General features: G+C 72.0%; 19 protein-coding genes and 1 pseudogene. 7 read left to right on the forward strand and 13 right to left on the reverse strand.

All coding sequences use genetic code 11. The annotated features are described in order from the left end of the window. Nucleotides 1-150: 150 nt before the first annotated feature. Both ABD126_RS29790 and ABD126_RS29795 read right to left on the reverse strand, forming a co-directional pair. Nucleotides 151-519, reverse strand: a complete 369-nt coding sequence (locus ABD126_RS29790) for a hypothetical protein (RefSeq protein WP_343937304.1) — start codon at nt 517-519, stop codon at nt 151-153. Between the two features lie 82 nt (nt 520-601). Continuing rightward, the gene (locus ABD126_RS29795; RefSeq protein WP_343937305.1) at nt 602-1,666 is read right to left on the reverse strand and encodes a cobalamin-independent methionine synthase II family protein; all 1,065 of its coding nucleotides are present in this window, start codon (nt 1,664-1,666) and stop codon (nt 602-604) included. 228 nt (nt 1,667-1,894) lie between these two features. Here ABD126_RS29795 and ABD126_RS29800 point away from each other — a divergent pair, with 228 nt between their 5' ends. After that, a complete protein-coding gene (locus ABD126_RS29800; RefSeq protein ID WP_343937306.1) occupies nt 1,895-2,644 on the forward strand; it encodes an ANTAR domain-containing protein in 750 nt (249 codons plus the stop codon). Between the two features lie 65 nt (nt 2,645-2,709). Then, nucleotides 2,710-3,558 carry an MBL fold metallo-hydrolase gene (locus tag ABD126_RS29805; RefSeq protein ID WP_343937307.1) on the forward strand — a complete coding sequence of 283 codons (849 nt, stop codon included), beginning with the start codon at nt 2,710-2,712 and terminating at the stop codon, nt 3,556-3,558. Nucleotides 3,559-3,562: 4 nt separating this feature from the next. Here ABD126_RS29805 and ABD126_RS29810 read toward each other — a convergent pair whose 3' ends face one another. The 4 genes from ABD126_RS29810 to ABD126_RS29825 are packed head-to-tail and all read right to left on the reverse strand — an operon-like array spanning nt 3,563 to nt 6,851. Next, nucleotides 3,563-4,732, reverse strand: a complete 1,170-nt coding sequence (locus ABD126_RS29810; RefSeq protein WP_343937308.1) for a zinc-dependent alcohol dehydrogenase — start codon at nt 4,730-4,732, stop codon at nt 3,563-3,565. Continuing rightward, nucleotides 4,729-5,145 carry a hypothetical protein gene (locus ABD126_RS29815; RefSeq protein WP_343937309.1) on the reverse strand — a complete coding sequence of 139 codons (417 nt, stop codon included), beginning with the start codon at nt 5,143-5,145 and terminating at the stop codon, nt 4,729-4,731. Before ABD126_RS29815 ends, ABD126_RS29810 begins: the two co-directional genes overlap by 4 nt. A 23-nt stretch (nt 5,146-5,168) precedes the next feature. Beyond that, nucleotides 5,169-5,675, reverse strand: coding sequence for a hypothetical protein (locus tag ABD126_RS29820; protein ID WP_343937310.1), 507 nt, complete (start codon nt 5,673-5,675; stop codon nt 5,169-5,171). Between the two features lie 33 nt (nt 5,676-5,708). Then, complete coding sequence (locus ABD126_RS29825; RefSeq protein ID WP_343937311.1) at nt 5,709-6,851, reverse strand: carboxylate-amine ligase; 1,143 nt, start codon at nt 6,849-6,851, stop codon at nt 5,709-5,711. A 293-nt stretch (nt 6,852-7,144) separates the two neighbouring features. On the opposite strand from ABD126_RS29825, the pseudogene ABD126_RS29830 reads away from it, so the two are divergent. Further along, nucleotides 7,145-8,656: pseudogene (locus tag ABD126_RS29830) on the forward strand (cytochrome c oxidase subunit I); the annotation flags it as partial. A 20-nt stretch (nt 8,657-8,676) separates the two neighbouring features. Here the strand turns inward: ABD126_RS29830 and ABD126_RS29835 are convergent. The 5 genes from ABD126_RS29835 to ABD126_RS29855 form a co-directional block, all read right to left on the reverse strand. Then, nucleotides 8,677-8,895, reverse strand: a complete 219-nt coding sequence (locus tag ABD126_RS29835; RefSeq protein WP_343937312.1) for a hypothetical protein — start codon at nt 8,893-8,895, stop codon at nt 8,677-8,679. Nucleotides 8,896-9,023: 128 nt separating this feature from the next. Beyond that, nucleotides 9,024-9,389, reverse strand: a complete 366-nt coding sequence (locus ABD126_RS29840; protein ID WP_343937313.1) for an STAS domain-containing protein — start codon at nt 9,387-9,389, stop codon at nt 9,024-9,026. Between the two features lie 29 nt (nt 9,390-9,418). Further along, nucleotides 9,419-9,802: a DUF6292 family protein gene (locus ABD126_RS29845; protein WP_343937355.1), complete on the reverse strand. Its 384-nt coding sequence runs from the start codon at nt 9,800-9,802 to the stop codon at nt 9,419-9,421. Nucleotides 9,803-9,973: 171 nt separating this feature from the next. After that, nucleotides 9,974-11,092 carry a serine/threonine-protein kinase gene (locus tag ABD126_RS29850; RefSeq protein ID WP_343937314.1) on the reverse strand — a complete coding sequence of 373 codons (1,119 nt, stop codon included), beginning with the start codon at nt 11,090-11,092 and terminating at the stop codon, nt 9,974-9,976. A 101-nt stretch (nt 11,093-11,193) separates the two neighbouring features. Continuing rightward, nucleotides 11,194-11,598 carry an ATP-binding protein gene (locus ABD126_RS29855; RefSeq protein ID WP_343937315.1) on the reverse strand — a complete coding sequence of 135 codons (405 nt, stop codon included), beginning with the start codon at nt 11,596-11,598 and terminating at the stop codon, nt 11,194-11,196. A gap of 365 nt (nt 11,599-11,963) precedes the next feature. Between ABD126_RS29855 and ABD126_RS29860 the strand changes: the two genes are divergently transcribed. Further along, the gene (locus tag ABD126_RS29860) at nt 11,964-12,452 is read left to right on the forward strand and encodes an allene oxide cyclase barrel-like domain-containing protein (protein ID WP_343937316.1); all 489 of its coding nucleotides are present in this window, start codon (nt 11,964-11,966) and stop codon (nt 12,450-12,452) included. On the opposite strand, the gene ABD126_RS29865 is transcribed toward ABD126_RS29860, so the two are convergent. After that, the gene (locus ABD126_RS29865) at nt 12,433-13,491 is read right to left on the reverse strand and encodes an ABC transporter substrate-binding protein (protein ID WP_343937317.1); all 1,059 of its coding nucleotides are present in this window, start codon (nt 13,489-13,491) and stop codon (nt 12,433-12,435) included. The two genes, ABD126_RS29860 and ABD126_RS29865, sit on opposite strands and share 20 nt — an antisense overlap. 185 nt (nt 13,492-13,676) lie before the next feature. On the opposite strand from ABD126_RS29865, the gene ABD126_RS29870 reads away from it, so the two are divergent. The 3 genes from ABD126_RS29870 to ABD126_RS29880 all read left to right on the forward strand — a co-directional run bounded on the left by ABD126_RS29870 (nt 13,677) and on the right by ABD126_RS29880 (nt 18,806). Next, nucleotides 13,677-17,822 carry a SpoIIE family protein phosphatase gene (locus tag ABD126_RS29870; RefSeq protein WP_343937318.1) on the forward strand — a complete coding sequence of 1,382 codons (4,146 nt, stop codon included), beginning with the start codon at nt 13,677-13,679 and terminating at the stop codon, nt 17,820-17,822. Continuing rightward, nucleotides 17,822-18,145, forward strand: a complete 324-nt coding sequence (locus tag ABD126_RS29875) for an STAS domain-containing protein (protein ID WP_343937319.1) — start codon at nt 17,822-17,824, stop codon at nt 18,143-18,145. Before ABD126_RS29870 ends, ABD126_RS29875 begins: the two co-directional genes overlap by 1 nt. Nucleotides 18,146-18,218: 73 nt before the next feature. Next, nucleotides 18,219-18,806, forward strand: coding sequence for a dihydrofolate reductase family protein (locus ABD126_RS29880; protein WP_343937320.1), 588 nt, complete (start codon nt 18,219-18,221; stop codon nt 18,804-18,806). Here the strand turns inward: ABD126_RS29880 and ABD126_RS29885 are convergent, their stop codons facing one another. Continuing rightward, complete coding sequence (locus ABD126_RS29885; protein WP_343937321.1) at nt 18,807-19,805, reverse strand: RNA polymerase subunit sigma-70; 999 nt, start codon at nt 19,803-19,805, stop codon at nt 18,807-18,809. Nucleotides 19,806-19,892: the final 87 nt, after the last annotated feature.

The raw sequence follows: 19,892 nt of genomic DNA on the forward strand, positions 1-19,892 counted from the left end.
GGACGACCCGGGTCTGCCGGGGCAGGTCGGCATCGCTTCGAGCGGCGGGACCGTGTACCCGGCCGGGCGGGACCTCCACGTCCAGCCGGCCGCCGCGCCGAAGGTGGTGCGGCCGGTGCGGGTGGGGGTGCCGCCTCCGGTCGTCGAGCACTACCAGGACCGGGTGGCGCCGGGGCAGGTGGTGGGCGAGGCGGCCCGCGTGGTGGTGTCGGGGTTGGGCGGGGTGGGCAAGTCGCAGTTGGTCGCCCGCCACGTGTGGCCGGTGTGGCGTCCGCCGAGGTCGACGACCCGGTCACCGCGGTGGGGGAGTTCGAGGCGGTGCTCGCCGACCGTCTTCGAGTGCACGGCCCGGACCGCCCGTCCACTTCGACCGTGCACGGCGACCTCGCCGACCCCCGCGGCAAGCTCGGTGATCCCGCCGCGGCGGCAGCGGATCTCACCGCGTTGCTGAACGAGCACGTCCGGCTGTTGGGTGCCGACCACCGCGGAACGGCCGACGTGCGGAACGATCTCGCTCACTGGCCGCGCGAGTCCGAAAGGGCGCAACCGTCGTGGGGTCCGAGCACCGCCGGACCCCACGAACCGATCAGGTGAGGTGCGCTCACAGGCCCAGTTCGGCGGAGGCCAGGGCGGTGCCCTTCACGCGGGCTTCGATCTTGGCGAAGGCCACGTCGCGGGAGGTGGAGGTGTCGTCGGCGAAGGGGGAGAAGCCGCAGTCGTCGCACGTGCCCAGTTGGTCCACGGGGATGTGGCGGGCGGCCAGCAGGATGCGGTCGCGGACCTGTTCGGGGGTCTCCACCGCGGGGTCGATCGGGTCGGTCACGCCGACGAAGACGCGGATGCCCGGCCGCAGGTGCTCGGCGATGATCCGCAGGACCCGTTCGGGGTCGGGTTCGCTGGCCAGTTGCACGTAGAAGTTGCCGACGTGCAGCTGGAACAGCTTGGGCAGCAGTTCCGCGTAGTCCACGTCCAGGCTGTGGGTCGAGTCGTGGTCGCCGCCGGGGCAGGTGTGCACGCCCAGCCGTGCCCGTTCGCTGTCGTCGAACCGGTCCAGCACGCGGTTGTTGGTGGCGACGAAGTCGTCCAGCACGCCGCCGGAGGGGTCGAGCTTGAGCGCCAGCCGCCCTTCGGTGAAGTCGAGTTGCACGACGTGCGCGCCGGCGTCCAGGCAGCCCCGGATGTCGGCCTCGGCCTCGTCGGCGAGGTCGGCCAGGAACGCTTCGCGGGAGTAGCCGTCGATGCCGTCCTGCGGGTAGAGCAGGCTCAGCGCGGACGGCGCGATCACCGCCTGCTTCACCGGCGCCTCGGTGTGGCGGCGGGCGTCGCGCAGGAACTTCTCGGCGTGGACCTGGTAGCGGAACGGTCCGGCGGTCAGCCGGGGGAGCTGCCGGGTGTGCCCGTCGGCGAACGGGATGACCGCCCCGTCGGGGGCCAGCGTGGACAGCCCGGCGAGCGGGTAGGTGACGAAGCTCGGCTTGGCCTGCTCGCCGTCCACCAGCACGGGGCTGCCGATCTTCTCCAGCCGGGAGATGGTGTCGGCGGTGGCCTGCTCCTGGAGGAGGGCGAGTTCGCTGTCGGGCAGTCTGCCTTGCGCGTGTTCGGCCAACGCCTCCTGCAACGGGCGGGGGCGGGGGATGCTGCCGATGGGCTCGGTCGGGATGCTCATGCAGGCGGACACTAGGTCCGGTCGGCCGGCCCGGCGTGGCGACGCGGTGGATGTTCATCCCCGGGACTTCGGGTTCCCGCGTCGCCGGGGTCGAGTTCACCCGATCAGGTGGATCGGCTCGGCGGGAAGCGGGGCGGCGCGGTGGGGCGTCCGGGCGTAGCGTGCGGTGGGTGACTGGCCCTCGCCTTCGGGGGACGGGGGCGTTCCATGACAGGGAGGCGGACGGCCGTGTCATCGGGTGAGGACGACCGGCAGGGGGCCGACGACGACGTGGTGCGCCGGGTGGACGAGGTCACCTGGGCGTTGGACGACCTGTGCCGCACGTTGGAGCGCGAGGAGCGGCTGCCGGAGATCCTCGACCGGTTGTGCCGGCAGATCGTGCACGCCATCCCCGAGGCCGACATGGCGAGCGTGTCGATGCTGCGCGACGGCGTGCCGGAGACCGTCGCGGCGACCGGTGACCACGCGATCGAGATCGACAAGGCCCAGTACGTCGCGAACGAGGGCCCGTGCCTGGAGGCGGCGACCGCGGGGGCGACGGTGCGGGTGGTGGTGGCGGAGGTCCGTGACCGGTGGCCGGCGTTCGTGGAGGTCGCGGGGCGGGCGGCCGTGTCGAGCTACCTGTCCGCGCCGCTGTTCCTCGACAGCGAGTACCACGGTTCGCTCAACCTCTACGGCAGCGCTCCGCACGGGTTCGGCAAGCTCGACGCGGCTCTGCTGGCGCTCTACACGACCGCGGCGGAGGCGGCGCTGCACGGCGCCCGGCGATACCTGCTGGCGCGGGAGCAGACCGAGCACCTGCGCACCGCGCTGGTGACCCGAGCGGTCATCGACCAGGCCAAGGGCGTCATCATGGCGGTGCGGCGGATTCCCGCCGAGCAGGCGTTCGAGCTGCTGGTGTCCAAGTCCCAGGAGGAGAACGTGAAGGTCCGCGAGATCGCGGAGCGGTTCATCAGGGGGATCGTGGAAGGCGACTGACCGGCGTTGGTGGCCGGCTCCCGGGGGTACCCGCTGGTGCACGGCAACCCCCTGGAGGCCGCACCATGACCGATCCGCGACCCGACCCGGCACCGGCCGACCCGGCACCGCCCGACACGGGGTCGCTGCACTTCGTGGGCAACGCGACGACGGTGTTGCGGCTCGGGCCGTTCACCGTGCTCACCGACCCGAACTTCCTGCGCCGCGGCCAGTGGACGCACATCGGGCAGGGCGTGGTGTCGCGGCGGTTGAAGGACCCCGCGATCGGGATCGCGGAACTCCCGCCGTTGGACGCCGTGGTGTTGTCCCACCTGCACGGCGACCACTTCGACCGCGTGGCCGCCCGCGGGCTGGACCGCGACCTGCCGGTCCTGACCACCCCGCACGCGGCGCGTCGGCTGGGGAAGCGGGGGTTCCGGGAGTCGGTGCCGTTGCGGACGTGGGCGGAGGTGACCCTGGACAAGGGAGGTGCCTCACTAACGGTCACGTCGTTGCCGGGGCGTCACGCGTTCGGGGTGGTCGGCAAGGTGCTCCCACCGGTCATGGGCACGCTGCTGGACTACCGTGCCGCTCCCGGCGCACCCGGATTCCGGGTCTACCTCACCGGTGACACGTTGGTGCACGACGACCTGCGGGAGATCCGGGACCGCTGCCCGGCCATCGACCTGGCGGTGGTGCACCTGGGCGGCACGAAGGTGCTGGGCGTGCTGCTCACGATGGACGGTCGGCAGGGCGTGGACCTGCTGGAGGTGGTGCGCCCGCGCCTCGCGGTCCCCGTGCACTTCGACGACTACGGCGTGATGAAGTCGCCGCTGTCGGACTTCCGGGACGAGGTGCGGCGCCGCCGGCCGGGCGCGGCGGTCACCTACCTCGATCGCGGCCACGTGCTCGAACTCCCGGCGGCGGGCCGCTGAACGGTCAGGGGCGGAAGACCGAACGCGTGCAACCGTCCTCTTTGGACTTGAACAGGTCGTAGCCGCGGGGCGCGTCGTCCAGCGGCATGACGTGGGTGGCCAGGTGGCTGGTGGTGATGCGGCCGGCGGCGATGTGGTCGAGCAGCATGGGGATGTAGCGCTGCCCGTGCTGCTGGGCCGCGCGCAGCGTCAGGCCCTTGTTCATCACCGCGCCCAGCGGGAACTTGTCCACGAAACCGCTGAACACGCCGAGCACGAACACCGTGCCGCCCTTGCGGCAGGCGTGGATCGCGTCGCGCACGGCGATCGGGCGGTCGGTCTCCAGCTTCAGCTTGCTCTTGACCTGGTCGTAGACGTGCTGCGGGCCGAAGCTGTGCGCTTCGCAGCCCACCGCCTCGATGCACACGTCCGGGCCGCGGCCGCCGGTCATCTCCCGCAGCGCCGCGCCGATGTCGGTGCGCGCGTAGTTCAGCGTCTCCACGCCGAACACCCGCTCGGCCTGTTGCAGCCGGTAGTCGAGCCGGTCGATCACCACGACCCGCTCGGCGCCCTGCAACTGCGCCGCCCGCGCGGCCATCTGCCCCACCGCGCCGCAACCCCACACCGCCACCACGTCACCGGGCGCGACCCCGCCGAGGTCCGCGCCCATCCACCCGGTGGGCACGGAGTCGGAGGCGAACAGGGCGCTCAGGTCGTCCACGCCGTCGGGGATGGGGATGGCGGTGTGGTCGGCGAAGGGCACGCGCACGTACTCGGCGTGGCTGCCCTTGAACCCGCCCATCGCGTGCGAGTAGCCGAACACGGCGCCGGGGTCCGCGCCCCACAACGCCTGCGTGATGCCCGGGTTGGTGTTGCTGTTGTCGCACAACGACCACAGGTCGTGGGTGCAGTACCAGCACGAGCCGCAGCCGATGAACGAGCACACCACGACCCGGTCGCCGGGCCGGTGGCGGGTGACGCCGGGACCGACCTCGACCACCTCGCCCATGAACTCGTGCCCGATGACGTCCCCGGCCTGCATGAACGGGATGTGCCCGGTGATCAGGTGCAGGTCCGAGCCGCACGCGGTGCTCAGCCCCACCTTGAGCACCAGGTCCCCGTCGTTGATGATCCGGGCGTCGGGGACCTGCTGGACCCTCAGGTCGTTGACGCCTTCCCAGCACAGCGCTTTCACAGCCTGCCCTCCCCGGCCGCACGACTGGTCACCAGGCGCAGCACCCGTCCCGCCGGACCCGGGTGGGTCGCGGGCGTGTCGGGTCGCAGCACCTCTCCCGTCTCGATCAACGACTTCGTCCGGCGCAACGCGACCCGCAGGTCCTCGCGCGACACGTGACCGACCGGCCGCGCGAGCAGTTCGGTGCCCTTGTCGCCGGTGGCGGGCCGGATGCGCAGTTCCACGTCCTGGCGCAGCTTCGCCAGCGGTTCGGGCAGGTCGTGCAGGCGGTCGGGCGAGCAGTGCACGGTCACGGCGAGCCAGTGCTCGTCGCGACTGTCCGCCTTGCGCCGCGCGACGACCAGCTGGCCGACCACGGCCGCTGCCGCCGCGCCGACGCCGGTCAGCACGGCGGCCCTTGACGTTGTCCTCATGCGCAAGCCCTTCTTCGGGGTTCTCATCGGCCCAGCGGCCCGACGTCGGAGTGGCGACCGGGCAGCCGCGCGGCGTGCCGCTGACCGGGGCCGGGGCCGCCGCGCGCGGCGAGCCGGTCGGCCACCGCCCCGGTCGCGAAGGCGTACACGGCCTTGTGCAGCAGGTCCACGGCCAGTTCGGGGCGGGGCCAGGTCTGCGGCGGCGCGCCGACGCCGGTGGCGTTCTCCAGGACCTGGTCGTTGGTCAGCCGGACCACGGCGAACATGCCCGAGGCGACCGGACCGCGCAGCCCGGCGTTGGCCATCAACGCCCGGACGACGCCCAGCAGCGCGCCCTGCCCGAAGTGCATGACGAGGTTGTGCGCCCGCGACCGCCGTTCCGGCAGGCCGGTCAGCCGTTCCAGCACCCTGGCGGGCACGTGGGAGTCGGGTCTGCCGGTCACCCGCTGCTCGACCTTCTCCGCGACCGTCATCACCACCACCCCGACGGCTCCGGCGAGCACACCCTGTCCCAACGAGCGCATCAACATGCCCGCCGGATACCCACCGGGCCGCGCTCCATGTCACCGCGGACCGGGAACGGCGGCGACGCTCCACCGCTCACAGCCCAGCAGCGTCTCGTCGGCCAGGCGGCCCACCAGCCCGGCCGCGTTCCGAGCCTCGCGGAACGCCCGTCGCTGCCGGTCCGCTCCCGTGCCGGACCGGTCCACGGCGGACAGGAGGCGTTGCACCGACTCCAGGTCGCCGCTCGCGCACAGTGCGTCGCGCACCACGTGGACGAGCCGGTCCACCAGCAGGCGCGCGGGCACCAGCCGCCCGGAGAACACGTCGAGCGCGCGACCACCGAGCCCGTCGCGCGCGGCCCGCCACGACGCCGTGCGCAGCAGCTCCCCGGGCACCGGGGAGCCCCGCAACCCGCGGCCCAGGTCGGCCAGCGCCGTGGTGACCAGCGCGCGCACCAACGCCGCGAACAGCACGGCTTCGTCCACTGTGGACGCGACGTCCGCGACGCGCACCTCCACGGTCGGCAGGTGCGCGGACGGCCGGACGTCCCAGTAGATCATCCTCAGGTCGCGTGCCGCGCCCGCCTCCAGCAGCACGTCGCACGTGCGCCGGTAGTGGTCGAACGACTCGAAGTACGGCGGTGGCCCGGCCGACGGCCAGCGCGACCACACCACCGAGCGCCAGCTCGCGTACCCGGTGTCGCGTCCGCGCGCGATCGCCGAGTTGGCCGTGAGCAGGCCGAGCACCGGCAGCCACGGCCGCACGTGGTTGCAGACCTGGACGGCGGTCTCCGCGTCGGGCACTGCGACGTGCACGTGGCACCCGCAGATGGACTGCTCGGCCGCCAACATTCGGTAGTCGTCCTTCAGCTGTCCGTAGCGGCCCTGGTCGCCAATACCGGTCTCCGGGCCGCCGATGGGCGGCGCGCCGACCGCGAGCAGCCGCGCACCGACCCGCCGCGCCGACTCGGCCGCGACCGCGCGCAGGTCCGACAGTTGCCGCCGCACGTCGGCGAGGTCGTGGCACACCGCCGTCCGGGTCTCGACCTGGGCGGTGGACAGCTCCACGTCCAGCTCCACACCGAACCGCTCCGCCGCGCACCGCACGACCCGCGACCCGAGCGGAACGGGTTGCCCGGTGTCGGGCGCGACGACCAGGAACTCCTCTTCGACGCCGAGCGTCGGTGGCGGGGACGTCCGCATTGAGGCCCTCCGACCGTGTGAGCGCATGGTCACCGCTTCCCCGATCTCCGGTGGAAGCGCCGACTGCTTGACGCCTGAAAGGTGGAATACCCGTACTCCGAACACCGAACCGCGCGGTCCGGTGACCGAAGGCAGTCGCGTGATTCCGAGGAGTGCGGGGATTGCCTCTCCGAACCCGGGTATCCGCCCGCGGAACCGACCCCGAGCGCCGTCGCCCTCGCCCTCGTCCGAAGGACGCCCATGACGACCTTGAAGCCCACTCCGATCGTCCCGGACGGCGCGGCGCAACCCCGGGGGTGATGGCGTTGCTGATGCGCGGCGAGCTGGCCCGGCCGGGGCTGCAATTCTTGTCCAACGAGCAGTACAACCAGCTGTTCACCATGCACGGCACGGTGATGTTGCTGCTCTACGCGACCCCGATCGTGTTCGGTTTCGCCAACTTCCTGCCGTTGCAGATCGGCTCGCCGGACGTGGCGTTCCCGCGGCTCAACGCCCTGTCGTACTGGCTGTACCTGTTCGGTGGCCTGATCGCGGTCAGCGCGTTCCTCACCCCGGCGGGCGCGCCGGACTTCGGGTGGACCGCCTACACGCCGTTGAGCAGCGCCATCCGCACCCCGGGCGTCGGGGCCGACCTGTGGATCGCGGGCCTGGTCGTCGGTGGTCTGGGCACGATCCTGGGCGCGGTGAACATGATCACCACGGTGATCTGCCTGCGGGCGCCGGGCATGACGATGTTCCGGATGCCGATCTTCACCTGGAACATCTTCATCACCGCCATCCTGGTGCTCATCGCGTTCCCGATCCTGACCGCCGCCCTGCTGGGCCTGCTGGCCGACCGGCACCTGGGGGCGCACGTGTTCGACCCGGCCAACGGCGGGGCGATCCTGTGGCAGCACCTGTTCTGGTTCTTCGGCCATCCCGAGGTCTACATCGTGGCGCTGCCGTTCTTCGGGATCGTCAGCGAGATCTTCCCGGTGTTCAGCCGCAAACCGCTGTTCGGCTACAAGGGACTGGTCTACGCCACGATCGCCATCGCCCTGTACTCGGTGATCGTGTGGGCGCACCACATGTACGCCATGGGCGCGATGCTGATGCTGTTCTTCTCGCTCACCACGTTCATCATCGCGATCCCGACCGGGATCAAGTTCTTCAACTGGATCGGCACGATGTGAAAGGGGCGGCTGACGTTCGAGTCGCCGATGCTGTTCAGCGTCGGCTTCCTGGTGACGTTCCTGTTCGGCGGCCTGTCGGGCATCCTGCTGGCGTCGCCGCCGATCGACTTCCACGTCACCGACACGTACTTCGTGGTGGCGCACTTCCACTACGTCCTGTTCGGCACGATTGTGTTCGCCACCTACGCGGGCATCTACTTCTGGTTCCCGAAGTGGACCGGTCGGATGCTGGACGAGCGGCTGGGCAAGGTGCACTTCTGGCAGTTCACCGACCTCAACACCGTCTCCACCATCGGGTCGTTCGTGCTGGGCGCGTCCACGCTGCCGTTCCTCTACAACGTCTTCCGCAGCTACCGCTTCGGCGACCCGGCCGAGCACGACGACCCGTGGGGCTTCGGGAACTCACTCGAATGGGCGACCTCCTGCCCGCCGCCCCGACACAACTTCACCGAACTGCCCCGCATCCGCTCGGAGCGGCCGGCGTTCGAACTGCACTATCCGCACATGGTGGAGCGGATGCGCGAGGAGTCCCACTACTCGGTGCTGCGCCGCGACCAGCGCGACGTGAAGACCGACCCGACCACGGAGAAGTACCTCGCGCCGACCCGGCGCGAGACCCCGGACGAGAAGTAGGCCACGGGACGAGGTGCTGGTCAGGGGCTGTCGGATGCGTGCACGGCGATGATGTTCCTGGCGTCCAGCACGGCGATCGTGCGGTCGGGGAGCAGGACCGGCAGCCAGCGGTGCGCGGTCTGCGGGTCTTCGATGTGCGGTCCCATGACGACGCCGCGCAGGAACACGGTCGGGTCGAGCACGTCCGGGTTGAGGTAGGTGACGAGCGCACCGCGCTCGGGACAAGGCGAAATGGCCATGGCGGAGTCCAGTGGGGTTCGGTGCGCGCATCGGACGGAATGCTCGACGCGGCCTGCCTGTCGCCGTTTGTTCGACGTAGCTCACGGATACCCGCGCCCGCGCGGCGGAACCGTTGCTCGGAAATGGCTCAAGTGGACAACAGGCGCACCGCCGCCACCGCGTCGGCGACGGTCGGGTGCAACGGCAGCGCGCTGTCGACCTGACTGATCTGCAACGGCCGCAGCACGGCGCGCCGGTCGGCGACCACGGCGAAGGGGATGCCCAGCCGGGCGGCGCGGTGCCGGGCGTTGATGAGCAACGCGATTCCCGCCGAGCCCAGGAAGTCCACTTCGCACAGGTCCAGCACGACCGACTCCGGACCGGTCTCGAACACAGCGTCCAATTCGGCCGCGACCGGATCCCCGGAACCGGCGTCGAGCGACCCCGACACGCGGACCAGCGGGATGCCGCCGTTCACCTCGGTGCCGACCGCCAGGCCGGTGTGCTCGGTCATGTGGTACCTCCGAGGAGTCATCGGGCCGGTCATAGCGACGTGCCCGCCGCGTGCGACAACCGCCGCGCAACACCCGCCCTGGCCCGCGGCACGCGGCCCGGTCCGGCGAGCACCGCGGCGGTCCACGCCGCGACCTCGGCGGCCGGGGGTGCCAGGGCGGTGGCGTAGTGGGCGTGGACGAGCAGGTCTTCCCCGCTGTGGGTTTCCACGGCCAGCGACCAGCCGTAGTGCTGGTCCCACAGCAGCGCGACCTCGCGATCGGGCCAGTGGGGCAGTCGCGAGTCCAATGCGATGTAGGCGGTGGCCGGTGGGTCGACGCAGAACTGCTCGCCGCTCAACCCCAGTGCCGCCGACACCTGCCGGACGTAGGCGTGCAGCGCACGAACGGGTGCGTCGTCGAAATACGGGTGCATGGTCACCGCTTCCGCGATGGTGCTGGAAGCGCCACCTGTTTGACGCGTGAAACCCGGAATACCCACGCTCACGTCCGCCAAACGGACCCGTGAGGCGTCACCTCAGCAGGTCAGCCGGTGGGACCGACCCGCGGTGCCCCGGCCGAGTTTCGAGGTGCTGCGCGGCGCGGTTCAGGGTTTCGGTTTCTTCTTGCCGTCGGCTTTGCCCGGGTTCGGTTTGTCCGCGTGGTCGGTCGGGGGTTGCGGCTGTTCGGTCGGCGGTTCCTGCGCGACGGTGGTCGGCGGGGGAGTGGTCGGTGGTGGTGTGGCCGACGGTGTGGTTGATGCCGGTGCGGTGGTCGAGGTCGCCGGGGGAGTGGGTTCGGCTTCCGGGGTGGTGGGCAGGGCGAGGAAGGCGGTCAGCGCGACGGCCAGCGGGCCGGCCACGGACAGCGCGAAGGCCGGGCGGCGCCAGTGGGTCGGTCGACGTCTTTGCGCAGGGATGTCGAGCGCGGTGGGCAGTTCCGCGCCGCGCAGGGCTTGGGCGCAGGCGGCGGCGGTGGGGCGGCGTTGCGGGACCAGGGAGGTCATCAGGGCGAGGGTGCGGGTGAGGTCGTCGGGCAGGTGGTCCGGGATGTGCGGTGGCCGGTGCAGGCGGGCGAGTGCGGTTTCGGCTTCTCCGCCGTCGAACTCGCGGTGGCCGGTGAGGCATTCGAGGAGGACCAGGCCGAGGGCGTAGATGTCCGTGGCGGGGGTGATGGTGTCGCCGCGGACCTGTTCGGGGGCGAGGTAGGCGGCGGTGCCCATGATCTGGCCGGACCTGGTGAGCTGGGTGCTGTCGGTGAGCCGGGCGAGGCCGAAGTCGGCCAGGTGGGGTCGTGCCTGCTCGTCGAGCAGGATGTTGGCGGGTTTGACGTCGCGGTGCACGATGCCGTGGGCGTGGACGTGGTCCAGCGCGTCGGCCAGCTGTGCCCCCAGTCCTCGGACGGCGCCGGGGTCCATGGGGCCCTCCGCCATGCGCTGGCGCAGTGTGCTGCCGTGGATCAGCTGCATCACGACGAAGGCCACCGGTCCGTCGGTGCCCGCGTCGAACACCGACACCACGCCGGGGTGTTCCAGTCCGGCGAGGGTGTGGACTTCGCGGCGGAAGCGCTGGTGCGTGGCGAGGTCGGTGCCGCCGCGGAGGATCTTCACGGCGACCGGGCGGTGGAGCGTGGTGTCCCAGGCTCTGCGGACTTCGCCCATGCCTCCCGCGCCCAGCAGTTCCGCCAGCTCGTAGCGGCCGGCCAGCAGTTCGTGACTTGTGGGCACCGACACCTGGTTGGGCCTTCCGTCCGGGAGCACCGCCCGTCCGGGTACCGCCCGGCCGTGCGCCCGAAACACCAGGGCTTCGGGACCTCGCAACGCGCGGGTCAGGACAACGGGACCTCGGCCCACACGGTCTTGGCGCCCGGCAGGACGTGAACGCCCCAGCGGTGCCCGGACAGCGTGTCCACCAAGGTCAGGCCGCGACCCCGGTTGGAGTTGACGCTGGAGTGGCCCGGTGTGGGCAGGAGGTCGGGGCTGGCGTCGTCGATCTCGACGCGCAGGCGTGCGCCACCGTCGACCCGGAGCAGCCGCAGTCGGCGCGGGCCTCGCGCGTGGTCGTAGGCGTTGGCGACCAGTTCGGAGCAGACCAGCAGCACGTCGTGCAGCGCGTCTTCGGCGATCGCGGCAAGGACGTCGGTCAGCCACTGGCGCAGCCGTGCCAAGGGCGCGGTCGGCGTCGTGAGCACGACGTTGATCCTTGTTTCGAGCGCGTCCCGCAGCGGCATCATCGCGGCCTCCACCACACCCCCAGGCCGCCTTCGTCTGACCGTGGCGGATCCCAGATGGCGGGTTACCCGTGCTACGGAGTCCCGAAACTGACGTGGCCGGCTGGTGGTCACGGTGCGTTCACGAGGTGGCCACCATGTCCGACGCATCGCGGCCGACCCGGTCGATCGTCAACACACCCGGGCTCGGCCAGGTCGACCACCAGCGCTGCGGGGCGGTCGGCCGCACGGCACCTCACACCACCGCCGGAGGTCACCCGTACCGGGTGGTCAGCCGCTCGGGTCCGCCTGATCGAGCGACTGTCGTCACGGGGTCGCGGAACTAGCGTCGGACGGGCGGTCCGGCTTGAAGGCGGAGGTGGGTGGAGATGCGTGGTCGACCCTGGGTGGTGCTTGCGCTGGTCGGTGGGCTCGTGGGTGCGGTCGTGCCCGCGGCGGTCGGTGAGCGGCAGGTCACGGTGGAGGTGATGGCCAAGCGGACGTTGATGTCGGCGGTGGCGAACATCGCTGTGGGGGCCGGGTTCGTCAGCGGCGGCGAGTTGACGGCACCCGGGGGTCGGGCGAAGGTCGGTGACGGGTTCTCCCACTGCGGCGTGTTGTCGGTGTCCGCGTCCGTGCCGCCGGCGATCACGGCGCACTGCACGTCCACCTTCAAGCTCCAGGACGGCGAGCTGCACCTGTCCTCGCTGCGCACCTACAAGTCCCTCGACGCCGGGTTCGACGACACCACCATCGCGGTCGTCGGCGGCACCGGCAAGTACGCCAACGTCCGCGGCGAGGGCAAGGTCACCCGCGCCACCTTCGCGGACCGGGCGGACGTGGGCTACCGCTTCACCTTCACGCTCCTGGAGCGGTGAGCAGTTCGCCGCCGACGGGCGCGGCCGGGGCCCGGCGGTTGTCCACGACCACCAGCTCCGGGCGGTCCCCGGCGCGCCACTGCCCACCGGCCAGCGCAACCCGTGCCACACCGGGGGCCGGGCCACCGGCCCAGTCCAGCGTCCCCGCCATCGACTCGAAGCGCAGGCCGGCCAGCGCCTCGGCGGCGCCCGATCGGGAGTCCGCGGCGGTGGCGGCGTGGCAGGCCACCTCCAGCGCGGCGTGCGCCACGCCCAGCGGTTGCAGCCACGGCGTTCCGGTGGCCGTCTCGTAGGCGGCGGCCAGGTCCCGGCCGGCGCCGTCGCGGTGTTCGGGCGTCCAGTAGACGATCGTGGCGACACCGTCCAGCAGGTCGTGCGCGGCCACGCCGAACGGGTAGGTCAGCCAGCGGGAGCAGGTGACCAGCCGGGGGCGGGCGTGGCGCACGGCCGCGGCCAGGTCGGCGGCGGTCGCGGCGGACGTCACCACCTCCACGTCGGCCAGGTCGGGCAGCTCACCCGTGTGCTCGCGGTAGGGCAGGTCGACCAGCACGTGCCCGCGCCCCGCGGCCACGGGCCGGAACCACCGGCGCGACGCGTCACCCTGCGTGCCGTCGTTCCACAGGCAGCCCACCCGTCGCGCCGGTCCCAGGTGCTCCCACAGGTCGGCGAACACCTCGGCGATGTCGTCCACGCCCCAGCTGAAGTGGAACGCCCAGCCAGGCCGGTGGTCGTCGTCGAACACCTCGGCGTGGAACACCTGCCACGGCAACGTCGTGGACACGCACGGCACTCCCCGCTCGGTGCACGCGCGTGCCACCGCGGGCAGCGTCCGCGTGCCGCCCAGCGTCACCACCACCCGCGCACCGGCGTCGACCAGCGACAACGCGGCGGCACGGGCGCCGTCGGCCGTGGAGGCGCTGTCGCGCACCACCACGTCCACCGGCCACGGCAGGGCGCGGGCGACGAAGTCCAGCGGCGCGCCCAACGGCGCGAGCCTCCCGGTCGCCGCGAGGACGACCCCGATCACCGGTCGTGGCACGGCGCGCACCGTACCGACGGTCCGGTCACCACGATCCAGCGATCCCGACGTCCGGGCGGCCCTCGGGTCCGGGTCCTGTCGATTATCATCATGTCGTGTCGTCATCGGGTTTCACGCGGTAGCGGTCGGGCAGTCCAGCTTGCGAAGCGGTGACCGCGTGGTGAGCGTGAGCGGAAGGGTGCCCGGTGACGCGTTCTGAGGATGCCGAACTCCCGTGGGCGACGGCGGCTCCGGCCGACCTGTTCGCCGTGGACGGCGAGGTCGGCCCCGACCTCGCCCGGGTGGACTGGGCCGCCACCGCGCTCGGTCACCCGTCCGGGTGGCCGCAGAGCCTGCGGACCGCGGTGAGCATCCTGCTGTCGTCGCGGTTCTCGATGTGGTTGGCGTGGGGTCCGGAGCTGACCTTCTTCTGCAACGCCGCCTACCGCCGGGACACGCTGGGGCGCAAGTACCCCTGGGCGTTGGGCCGCTCGGCGAGCGAGGTGTGGGCCGAGATCTGGGCCGACATCGGCCCGCGGATCGAGACCGTGTTGACCACCGGGGAGGCGACCTGGGACGAGGCGCTGCTGCTGTTCCTGGAACGGTCGGGCTACCCGGAGGAGACCTACCACACCTTCTCCTACAGTCCGCTGCGCGATGACGACGGTGTCGTGGTCGGCATGTTGTGCGTGGTCAGCGAGGAGACCGAGCGGGTCGTCGGCGAGCGGCGGATGGCGACGTTGCGGGACCTGGGTTCGGACCCCAGCGCGGTGCGCACCGAGGAGGAGACGCTCGCGTTCTCCTGCCGCCAGCTCGCCCGCAACCCGCGTGACCTGCCGTTCACCGTGACCTACCTGTCCCAGGACGACGGCGGCGCCCGGCTGGCGGGGGCGACCGGGATCGCCGCCGGCCACCCGGCCGCGCCGCCGGTGCTGGCGCCGGACGACCCCGACGGCGTGTGGCCCTTGGCGGCCCTGCGGGGCGAGTCGGTGCTGGTGGAGCTGGACGGGCCCGCGTTCGCCGCGTTGCCGGGCGGTGACCGGTCGGAGCCACCCACGCAAGCCCTGTTGGTGCCGCTCCAGCGGCAGGGCGGCACGCCCTACGGGTTCCTGGTGGCCGGGTTGAACCGCTACCGGCCGCTGGACGAGGCGTACCGGGGCTTCGTCGAGCTGGTCGCCGGGCACGTCGCGGCCGGCATCGCCAGCGCCCGCAGCTACCAGGCCCAGCAGCGGCGGGCGGAGGAGCTGGCCGAGCTGGACCGGGCCAAGACCGCGTTCTTCTCCAACATCAGCCACGAGTTCCGCACCCCGTTGACCCTGATCATGGGTCCGGTGGAGGAGTTGCGCGACCGGTTGGCGGAGTCCGACCCGCAGGCGCGCGACGAGCTGGACGTGGTGCACCGCAACGGACTGCGGCTGGGCAAGCTGGTCAACACGTTGCTGGACTTCTCGCGCATCGAGGCCGGCCGGATGCGCGCCGGCTACGAGCCGGTCGACCTGGCCGCCGTCACCGCCGAGCTGGCCAGCGTCTTCCGCTCGGCGATCGAGAAGGCCGGGCTGGGGTTCGACGTCGACTGCCCACCGCTGCCCGAGCCGGTGCACCTCGACCGCGGCATGTGGGAGAAGGTGGTCCTCAACCTGCTCAGCAACGCGCTGAAGTTCACCTTCGAGGGCTCGATCGGGGTCTCCGTGCGCGCCGTCGACGGCGAAGCGGTGGTCACGGTCGCGGACACCGGCATCGGCGTGGCGCCCGAGGAGATGCCGAGGCTGTTCGAGCGGTTCCACCGCATCGAGAACGCCCGCTCCCGGTCCAACGAGGGCAGCGGGATCGGACTGGCCCTGGTGCGCGAGCTGGTGGACCTGCACGGAGGCACCATCACCGCCGAAAGCACGGTGGAGCAGGGCACCCGTTTCACGATCCGGCTGCCTTTCGGCTCCGCGCACCTGCCCGCCGACGCCCTGCTGCCCGCAGGGGACGCGCGCTCGACGGTGTCCACGACAGCGGACCCGTACGTGCAGGAGGCCCTGCGCTGGCTGCCGGACGGGCGGGACGGAGCTGACGTGCCGCTCGCGGCGGCGCCGGGCGCGTCGGTGTCGGCGACGGTGCTGGTCGCCGACGACAACGCCGACATGAGGGAGTACCTCACCCGGCTCCTGTCGGGCGCGGGCTACGAGGTCCGGGCCGTCGACGACGGTGTGCGGGCCCTGGAGGCGATCCGGGCGCAGCACCCCGACCTGGTGGTCAGCGACGTGATGATGCCCCGGCTGGACGGCCTGTCCCTGGTGTCGGCGCTGCGGACCGATCCGCGCACGGCGGCGGTGCCGGTGCTGCTGCTGTCCGCGCGCGCCGGCCAGGAGGCGTCGATCGAAGGGCTGCGGGCGGGCGCGGACGACTACCTGGTCAAGCCGTTCGCCGCGGCCGAGCTGCTGGCCCGCGTGCGGGCGAACGTCGAGCTGTCGCGGCTGCGCAACCACCACGCCCGCTGGCGCACCGCGCTGATCGACTCCCTCCAAGAGGCGTTCTTCGTCTGCGACGAGGACGGCGCGGTCGTGGAGATCAACACCGCGTTCACCGACATCCTCGGCTACGGCCCCGAGGACCTGCCCTACCGCCCGATCCACCCCTGGTGGCCCGACGCCGACACCGATCCCGAGGGCCACCGGCGGGTCGCCGACGCCTTCGCCGGCCTGGTCAACCGCGACGGAGGCGCCCACACCCTCCCCGTCACGCACCGGGACGGGCGCCTGTTGTGGGTCAGCGTCATGGTCAACCCGGCGAAAGACCCCGACACGGGGCGCACCGTCGTCGTGGGCACCTTCCGCGACGTCACCGCCGAGCACTACGCCATCCAGCGCGACACCGCCCTGGCGGCGCTGAGCATGCGCCTGTCCCGGGCGTCCAGCCTGTCCGAGGCGCTGACCGGAGCCCTGGAAGGGCTCAAGGACCTGTGGCAGGCGCGGTCCGTCGTCGCCGCCGTCTTCACCGACCGGGGCGAGCCGATCGTGACCGGCACCGACCCGGACCTGTCCTGGGACGGCCTGACCGGGCAACGCCGGCGGACCCTCACCGCGCTGCGCGAACGCCCGGCGTTGAGCCCGACCGACCGCGGCGCGACCGGCGCCGGCATCACGCTGGAGCACCCCGCCGGCACCATGACCCTCTGGCTCGACCTGGGCGACCACCGGCCGTTCACCGACCAGGACCGGCTCCTGCTGTCCCTGCTCGCCGGGCACCTCGCCCAGGGACTGGCCCGCGCCCACCAGATCGACCAGCAACGCGAGACCGCCCTGGCGCTGCAACGCGCCATCCTCGGCCCGTCCGAACTGCCGAACGGCTTCGCCGTCCGCTACGAGCCGGCCGCCCGGCCACTGGAGATCGGCGGGGACTGGTACGACACCGTCGCCCTGCCCGACGGCCACATCGGCATCGTCGTCGGCGACTGCGTCGGTCGAGGCCTCGAAGCCGCCGCCGTCATGGGCCAGTTGCGCAGCGCCTGCCGCGCCCTGCTGCTCCAGGACGTCGGCCCCGCTCGGACGCTCATGGCCCTGGACCACTTCGCCGCCACCCTCCCCGGCGCGACGTGCACCACCGTGTTCTGCGGCGTGCTGGACCCGGCGACCGGCCGGCTGACCTACTCCAGCGCCGGTCACCCGCCCGCCATCGTCGCCGCCCGCGACGGCGCCACCCGGTTGCTCGACCAGGGGCGCTCCACCCCGCTCGCGGTGCGGCCCGGTCACCAGCGCCCCGAAGCGCAGTGCGCGCTGCCGCCCCGCTCCACCGTGCTGGTCTACACCGACGGGCTGGTCGAGCGCCGCCGCCGCGCGCTGACCGAAGGCATCGACCAGGCGGGCGAAGCCGTCCAGGACGGCCGGGACACCCCGCTGGACGACCTCGCCACCCGGGTGATGCGCCGACTGGCCCCGCCCGGCGGCTACGACGACGACGTCGCCCTGCTGCTCTACCGCCACCCGGCCCCGCTGGAGCTGACCTTCCCCGCCGAAGCCGAGCGGCTCGCACCCGTCCGCCAAGCCCTGCGCACCTGGTCGACCCAGTGCGGGCTGTCCCCGGAAGCGGTCCAGGACGTGCTGCTGGCCGCCGGCGAGGCCTGCGCCAACGCCATCGACCACGCCTACCGCGACGCGGTGCGCGGGACCGTTCGACTGCGAGCCGAGGTCGTGGCCGACACCCTGCACCTGACCGTGGCCGACAACGGCAGTTGGAAGACGCCCCGGCCCGAGGCCAACCCCGACCGCGGACGCGGGGTGACCATCATGCGGGCGATGATGCAGCACGTCACCATCACCCGCGGTCCCGCCGGCACGACGGTCGACATGTCCACGAGGATTTCCTGATGACCACGTCACTGACCTGCAACTCGGTTCGCCGCCCGGACGGGGCGACGGTCCTCGAAGCCGTCGGCGAGATCGACATGAGCAACAGCGCCGCCTTCGCCGCGGCCCTGGACTCAGCCCTCGACGGCGTCGAAGGTCACCTCGTGGTGGACCTGACCGGGGTCGAGTACCTCGACAGCGCCGGGCTGAGCGTGCTGTTCGCTCGCGCCGACCGCATCGACATCACCGCCACGCCACTCCTGGCCCCCGTCCTGACCATCTCGGGGCTGACCGACACGACCACCGTGCGCGGACTGCAAGCCCCCGCCGACCACGACCAGTGACCTTGGAAGCGATCAGGTTTTCGCGCCGCGCCCGTCTGTATGTGCGAGATCGACTCACGGGAGGCATTGCGCCATGCGGAAACTGACCTTCGGCATGAATGTGACGCTGGACGGCTACATCGCCGCGCCCGGCGACGACCTGGGCTGGAGCGGGGGTGACGGCCCGGACTCGTCGCCGAGCGAGGAGCTGTTCCAGTGGTGGTCCGACCGGGTGGCGGCCACGGAGCTGGCGCTGTACGGGCGCAAGCTGTGGGAGGCGATGAGTCCCCACTGGCCGACCGCCGACCGGCAGCCCGGCGCCACCCCGGCGGAGAAGGAGTTCGCCCGCCGCTGGCGGGACCTGCCGAAGGTGGTGTTCTCCTCGACGATCGACCAGGTCGACTGGAACACCCGCCTGGTCACCGGCGACGCGGTCACCGAGATCACCCGGCTCAAGGCCGAGGACGGCGGCCGGATGGACATCGGCGGCGCGACGCTCGCCGGCGCGGCCATGCGGGCCGGGCTGATCGACGAATACGTGCTGGTCACCGCGCCGGTCCTGGTGGGCGGCGGCACGCCGTTCTTCACCGCGTTGGACAGCTGGGTGAACCTGTCCCTGGTGGAGACCCGGACGTTCCCCGGCGGCGTGCTGATGACCCGGTACGAGACGAGGCGGACCTGATCACAGGGTCGGTGGCAGGTCCAGCCACGGTTTGCCGGCGGCGTCGAACCCGGTCATCTCGGCGATCTTCCCGTCGACGACGCGCAGGACCGCGATGGCGAACAGCCGGTGCCCGGGGGCGTCGGGGGTGCGCAGGTAGAGCCCGGCGGCAGGCATGAGGTTGACCGTCGTGGCGATACCGCGCCAGTCGTCGTGGCCGGGTTGGAAGAGCCCGCCGGTGAGCCAGCCGTCCACCGCGTCCTTGGCCGTCGTGGTGGTGGTGCCGGCGTCGGGGAGCATCGCGAAGCGCAGGTCGTCGCGCAGCAGGGAGATCAGCCCGTCGAGGTCGTTGCGCTCGTGGGCGTCGATGTAGGACTCCACCACGCCGCGCTCGTCGCTGGACAGCTCGTGGGCGGGGCTGCGCCAGTCGAGGCGGCGGTCGGGCAACTGCTCGCGCATCGTCCCGCGCGCCCGTTGCAGTGCGCTGGTCACCGACGCGACGGTCAGGTCGAGGGCGTCGGCGGCCTTCGGCGCCGGCCAGCCCAGGACGTCGCGCAGGATGAACACCGCCCGCTGCCGCGGCGGCAGGTGCTGGACGGCGACGATGAACGCCAACTCGATCGTCTCCCGCGCCACCACCGATTCCTGCGGGTCCTCGGGCAGCATCCGGTCGGGGTAGGGCTGGAGGTACAGCACCTCGGAGCCGGACAGCCCGAACGGCACGGGTGTGCGGTCGTTGCGCTTGTCGAGGAAGTCGAGGCAGGCGTTCGTCGCGATCCGGTACAACCAGGTCCGCAGGGCGGCGTGACCCTTGAACGACTCCCGCTTGTGCCACGCCCGCAGGAACGTCTCCTGCGTCATGTCCAGGGCGTCTTCGTAGTTGGCGAGCATGCGGTAACAGTGCACCTGCAGCTCACGCCGGTAACGTTCCGTGAGCACCGCGAACCGAGCCGAATCGCCCGAGCGCGCCACCGCGATGAAGGTGGCGTCGTCGGTGCTCAGCGGTCCAGCGTCGGTCATTGTCGTCAATCCTTCCACCGGTGCGAGAGGGCCACCGGGATTTGACGACGCGGCGAAGGATTCCTGATCGGTGAGGAGTCGGCGTGT

The organism is Saccharothrix mutabilis subsp. mutabilis, assembly GCF_039521145.1.
Classification (GTDB): domain Bacteria; phylum Actinomycetota; class Actinomycetes; order Mycobacteriales; family Pseudonocardiaceae; genus Actinosynnema; species Actinosynnema mutabilis.

What these genes read in the sequence shown, in the direction of transcription:
- ABD126_RS29795 (WP_343937305.1), bottom strand. Translation starts at nt 1,666, where the DNA reads ATGAGCATCCCGACCGAGCCCATCGGCAGCATCCCCCGCCCCCGCCCG.
- ABD126_RS29805 (WP_343937307.1), top strand. Translation starts at nt 2,710, where the DNA reads ATGACCGATCCGCGACCCGACCCGGCACCGGCCGACCCGGCACCGCCC.
- ABD126_RS29815 (WP_343937309.1), bottom strand. Translation starts at nt 5,145, where the DNA reads ATGAGGACAACGTCAAGGGCCGCCGTGCTGACCGGCGTCGGCGCGGCG.
- ABD126_RS29820 (WP_343937310.1), bottom strand. Translation starts at nt 5,675, where the DNA reads ATGTTGATGCGCTCGTTGGGACAGGGTGTGCTCGCCGGAGCCGTCGGG.
- ABD126_RS29825 (WP_343937311.1), bottom strand. Translation starts at nt 6,851, where the DNA reads ATGCGGACGTCCCCGCCACCGACGCTCGGCGTCGAAGAGGAGTTCCTG.
- ABD126_RS29835 (WP_343937312.1), bottom strand. Translation starts at nt 8,895, where the DNA reads ATGGCCATTTCGCCTTGTCCCGAGCGCGGTGCGCTCGTCACCTACCTC.
- ABD126_RS29840 (WP_343937313.1), bottom strand. Translation starts at nt 9,389, where the DNA reads ATGACCGAGCACACCGGCCTGGCGGTCGGCACCGAGGTGAACGGCGGC.
- ABD126_RS29845 (WP_343937355.1), bottom strand. Translation starts at nt 9,802, where the DNA reads ATGCACCCGTATTTCGACGACGCACCCGTTCGTGCGCTGCACGCCTAC.
- ABD126_RS29855 (WP_343937315.1), bottom strand. Translation starts at nt 11,598, where the DNA reads ATGATGCCGCTGCGGGACGCGCTCGAAACAAGGATCAACGTCGTGCTC.
- ABD126_RS29860 (WP_343937316.1), top strand. Translation starts at nt 11,964, where the DNA reads ATGCGTGGTCGACCCTGGGTGGTGCTTGCGCTGGTCGGTGGGCTCGTG.
- ABD126_RS29875 (WP_343937319.1), top strand. Translation starts at nt 17,822, where the DNA reads ATGACCACGTCACTGACCTGCAACTCGGTTCGCCGCCCGGACGGGGCG.
- ABD126_RS29880 (WP_343937320.1), top strand. Translation starts at nt 18,219, where the DNA reads ATGCGGAAACTGACCTTCGGCATGAATGTGACGCTGGACGGCTACATC.
- ABD126_RS29885 (WP_343937321.1), bottom strand. Translation starts at nt 19,805, where the DNA reads ATGACCGACGCTGGACCGCTGAGCACCGACGACGCCACCTTCATCGCG.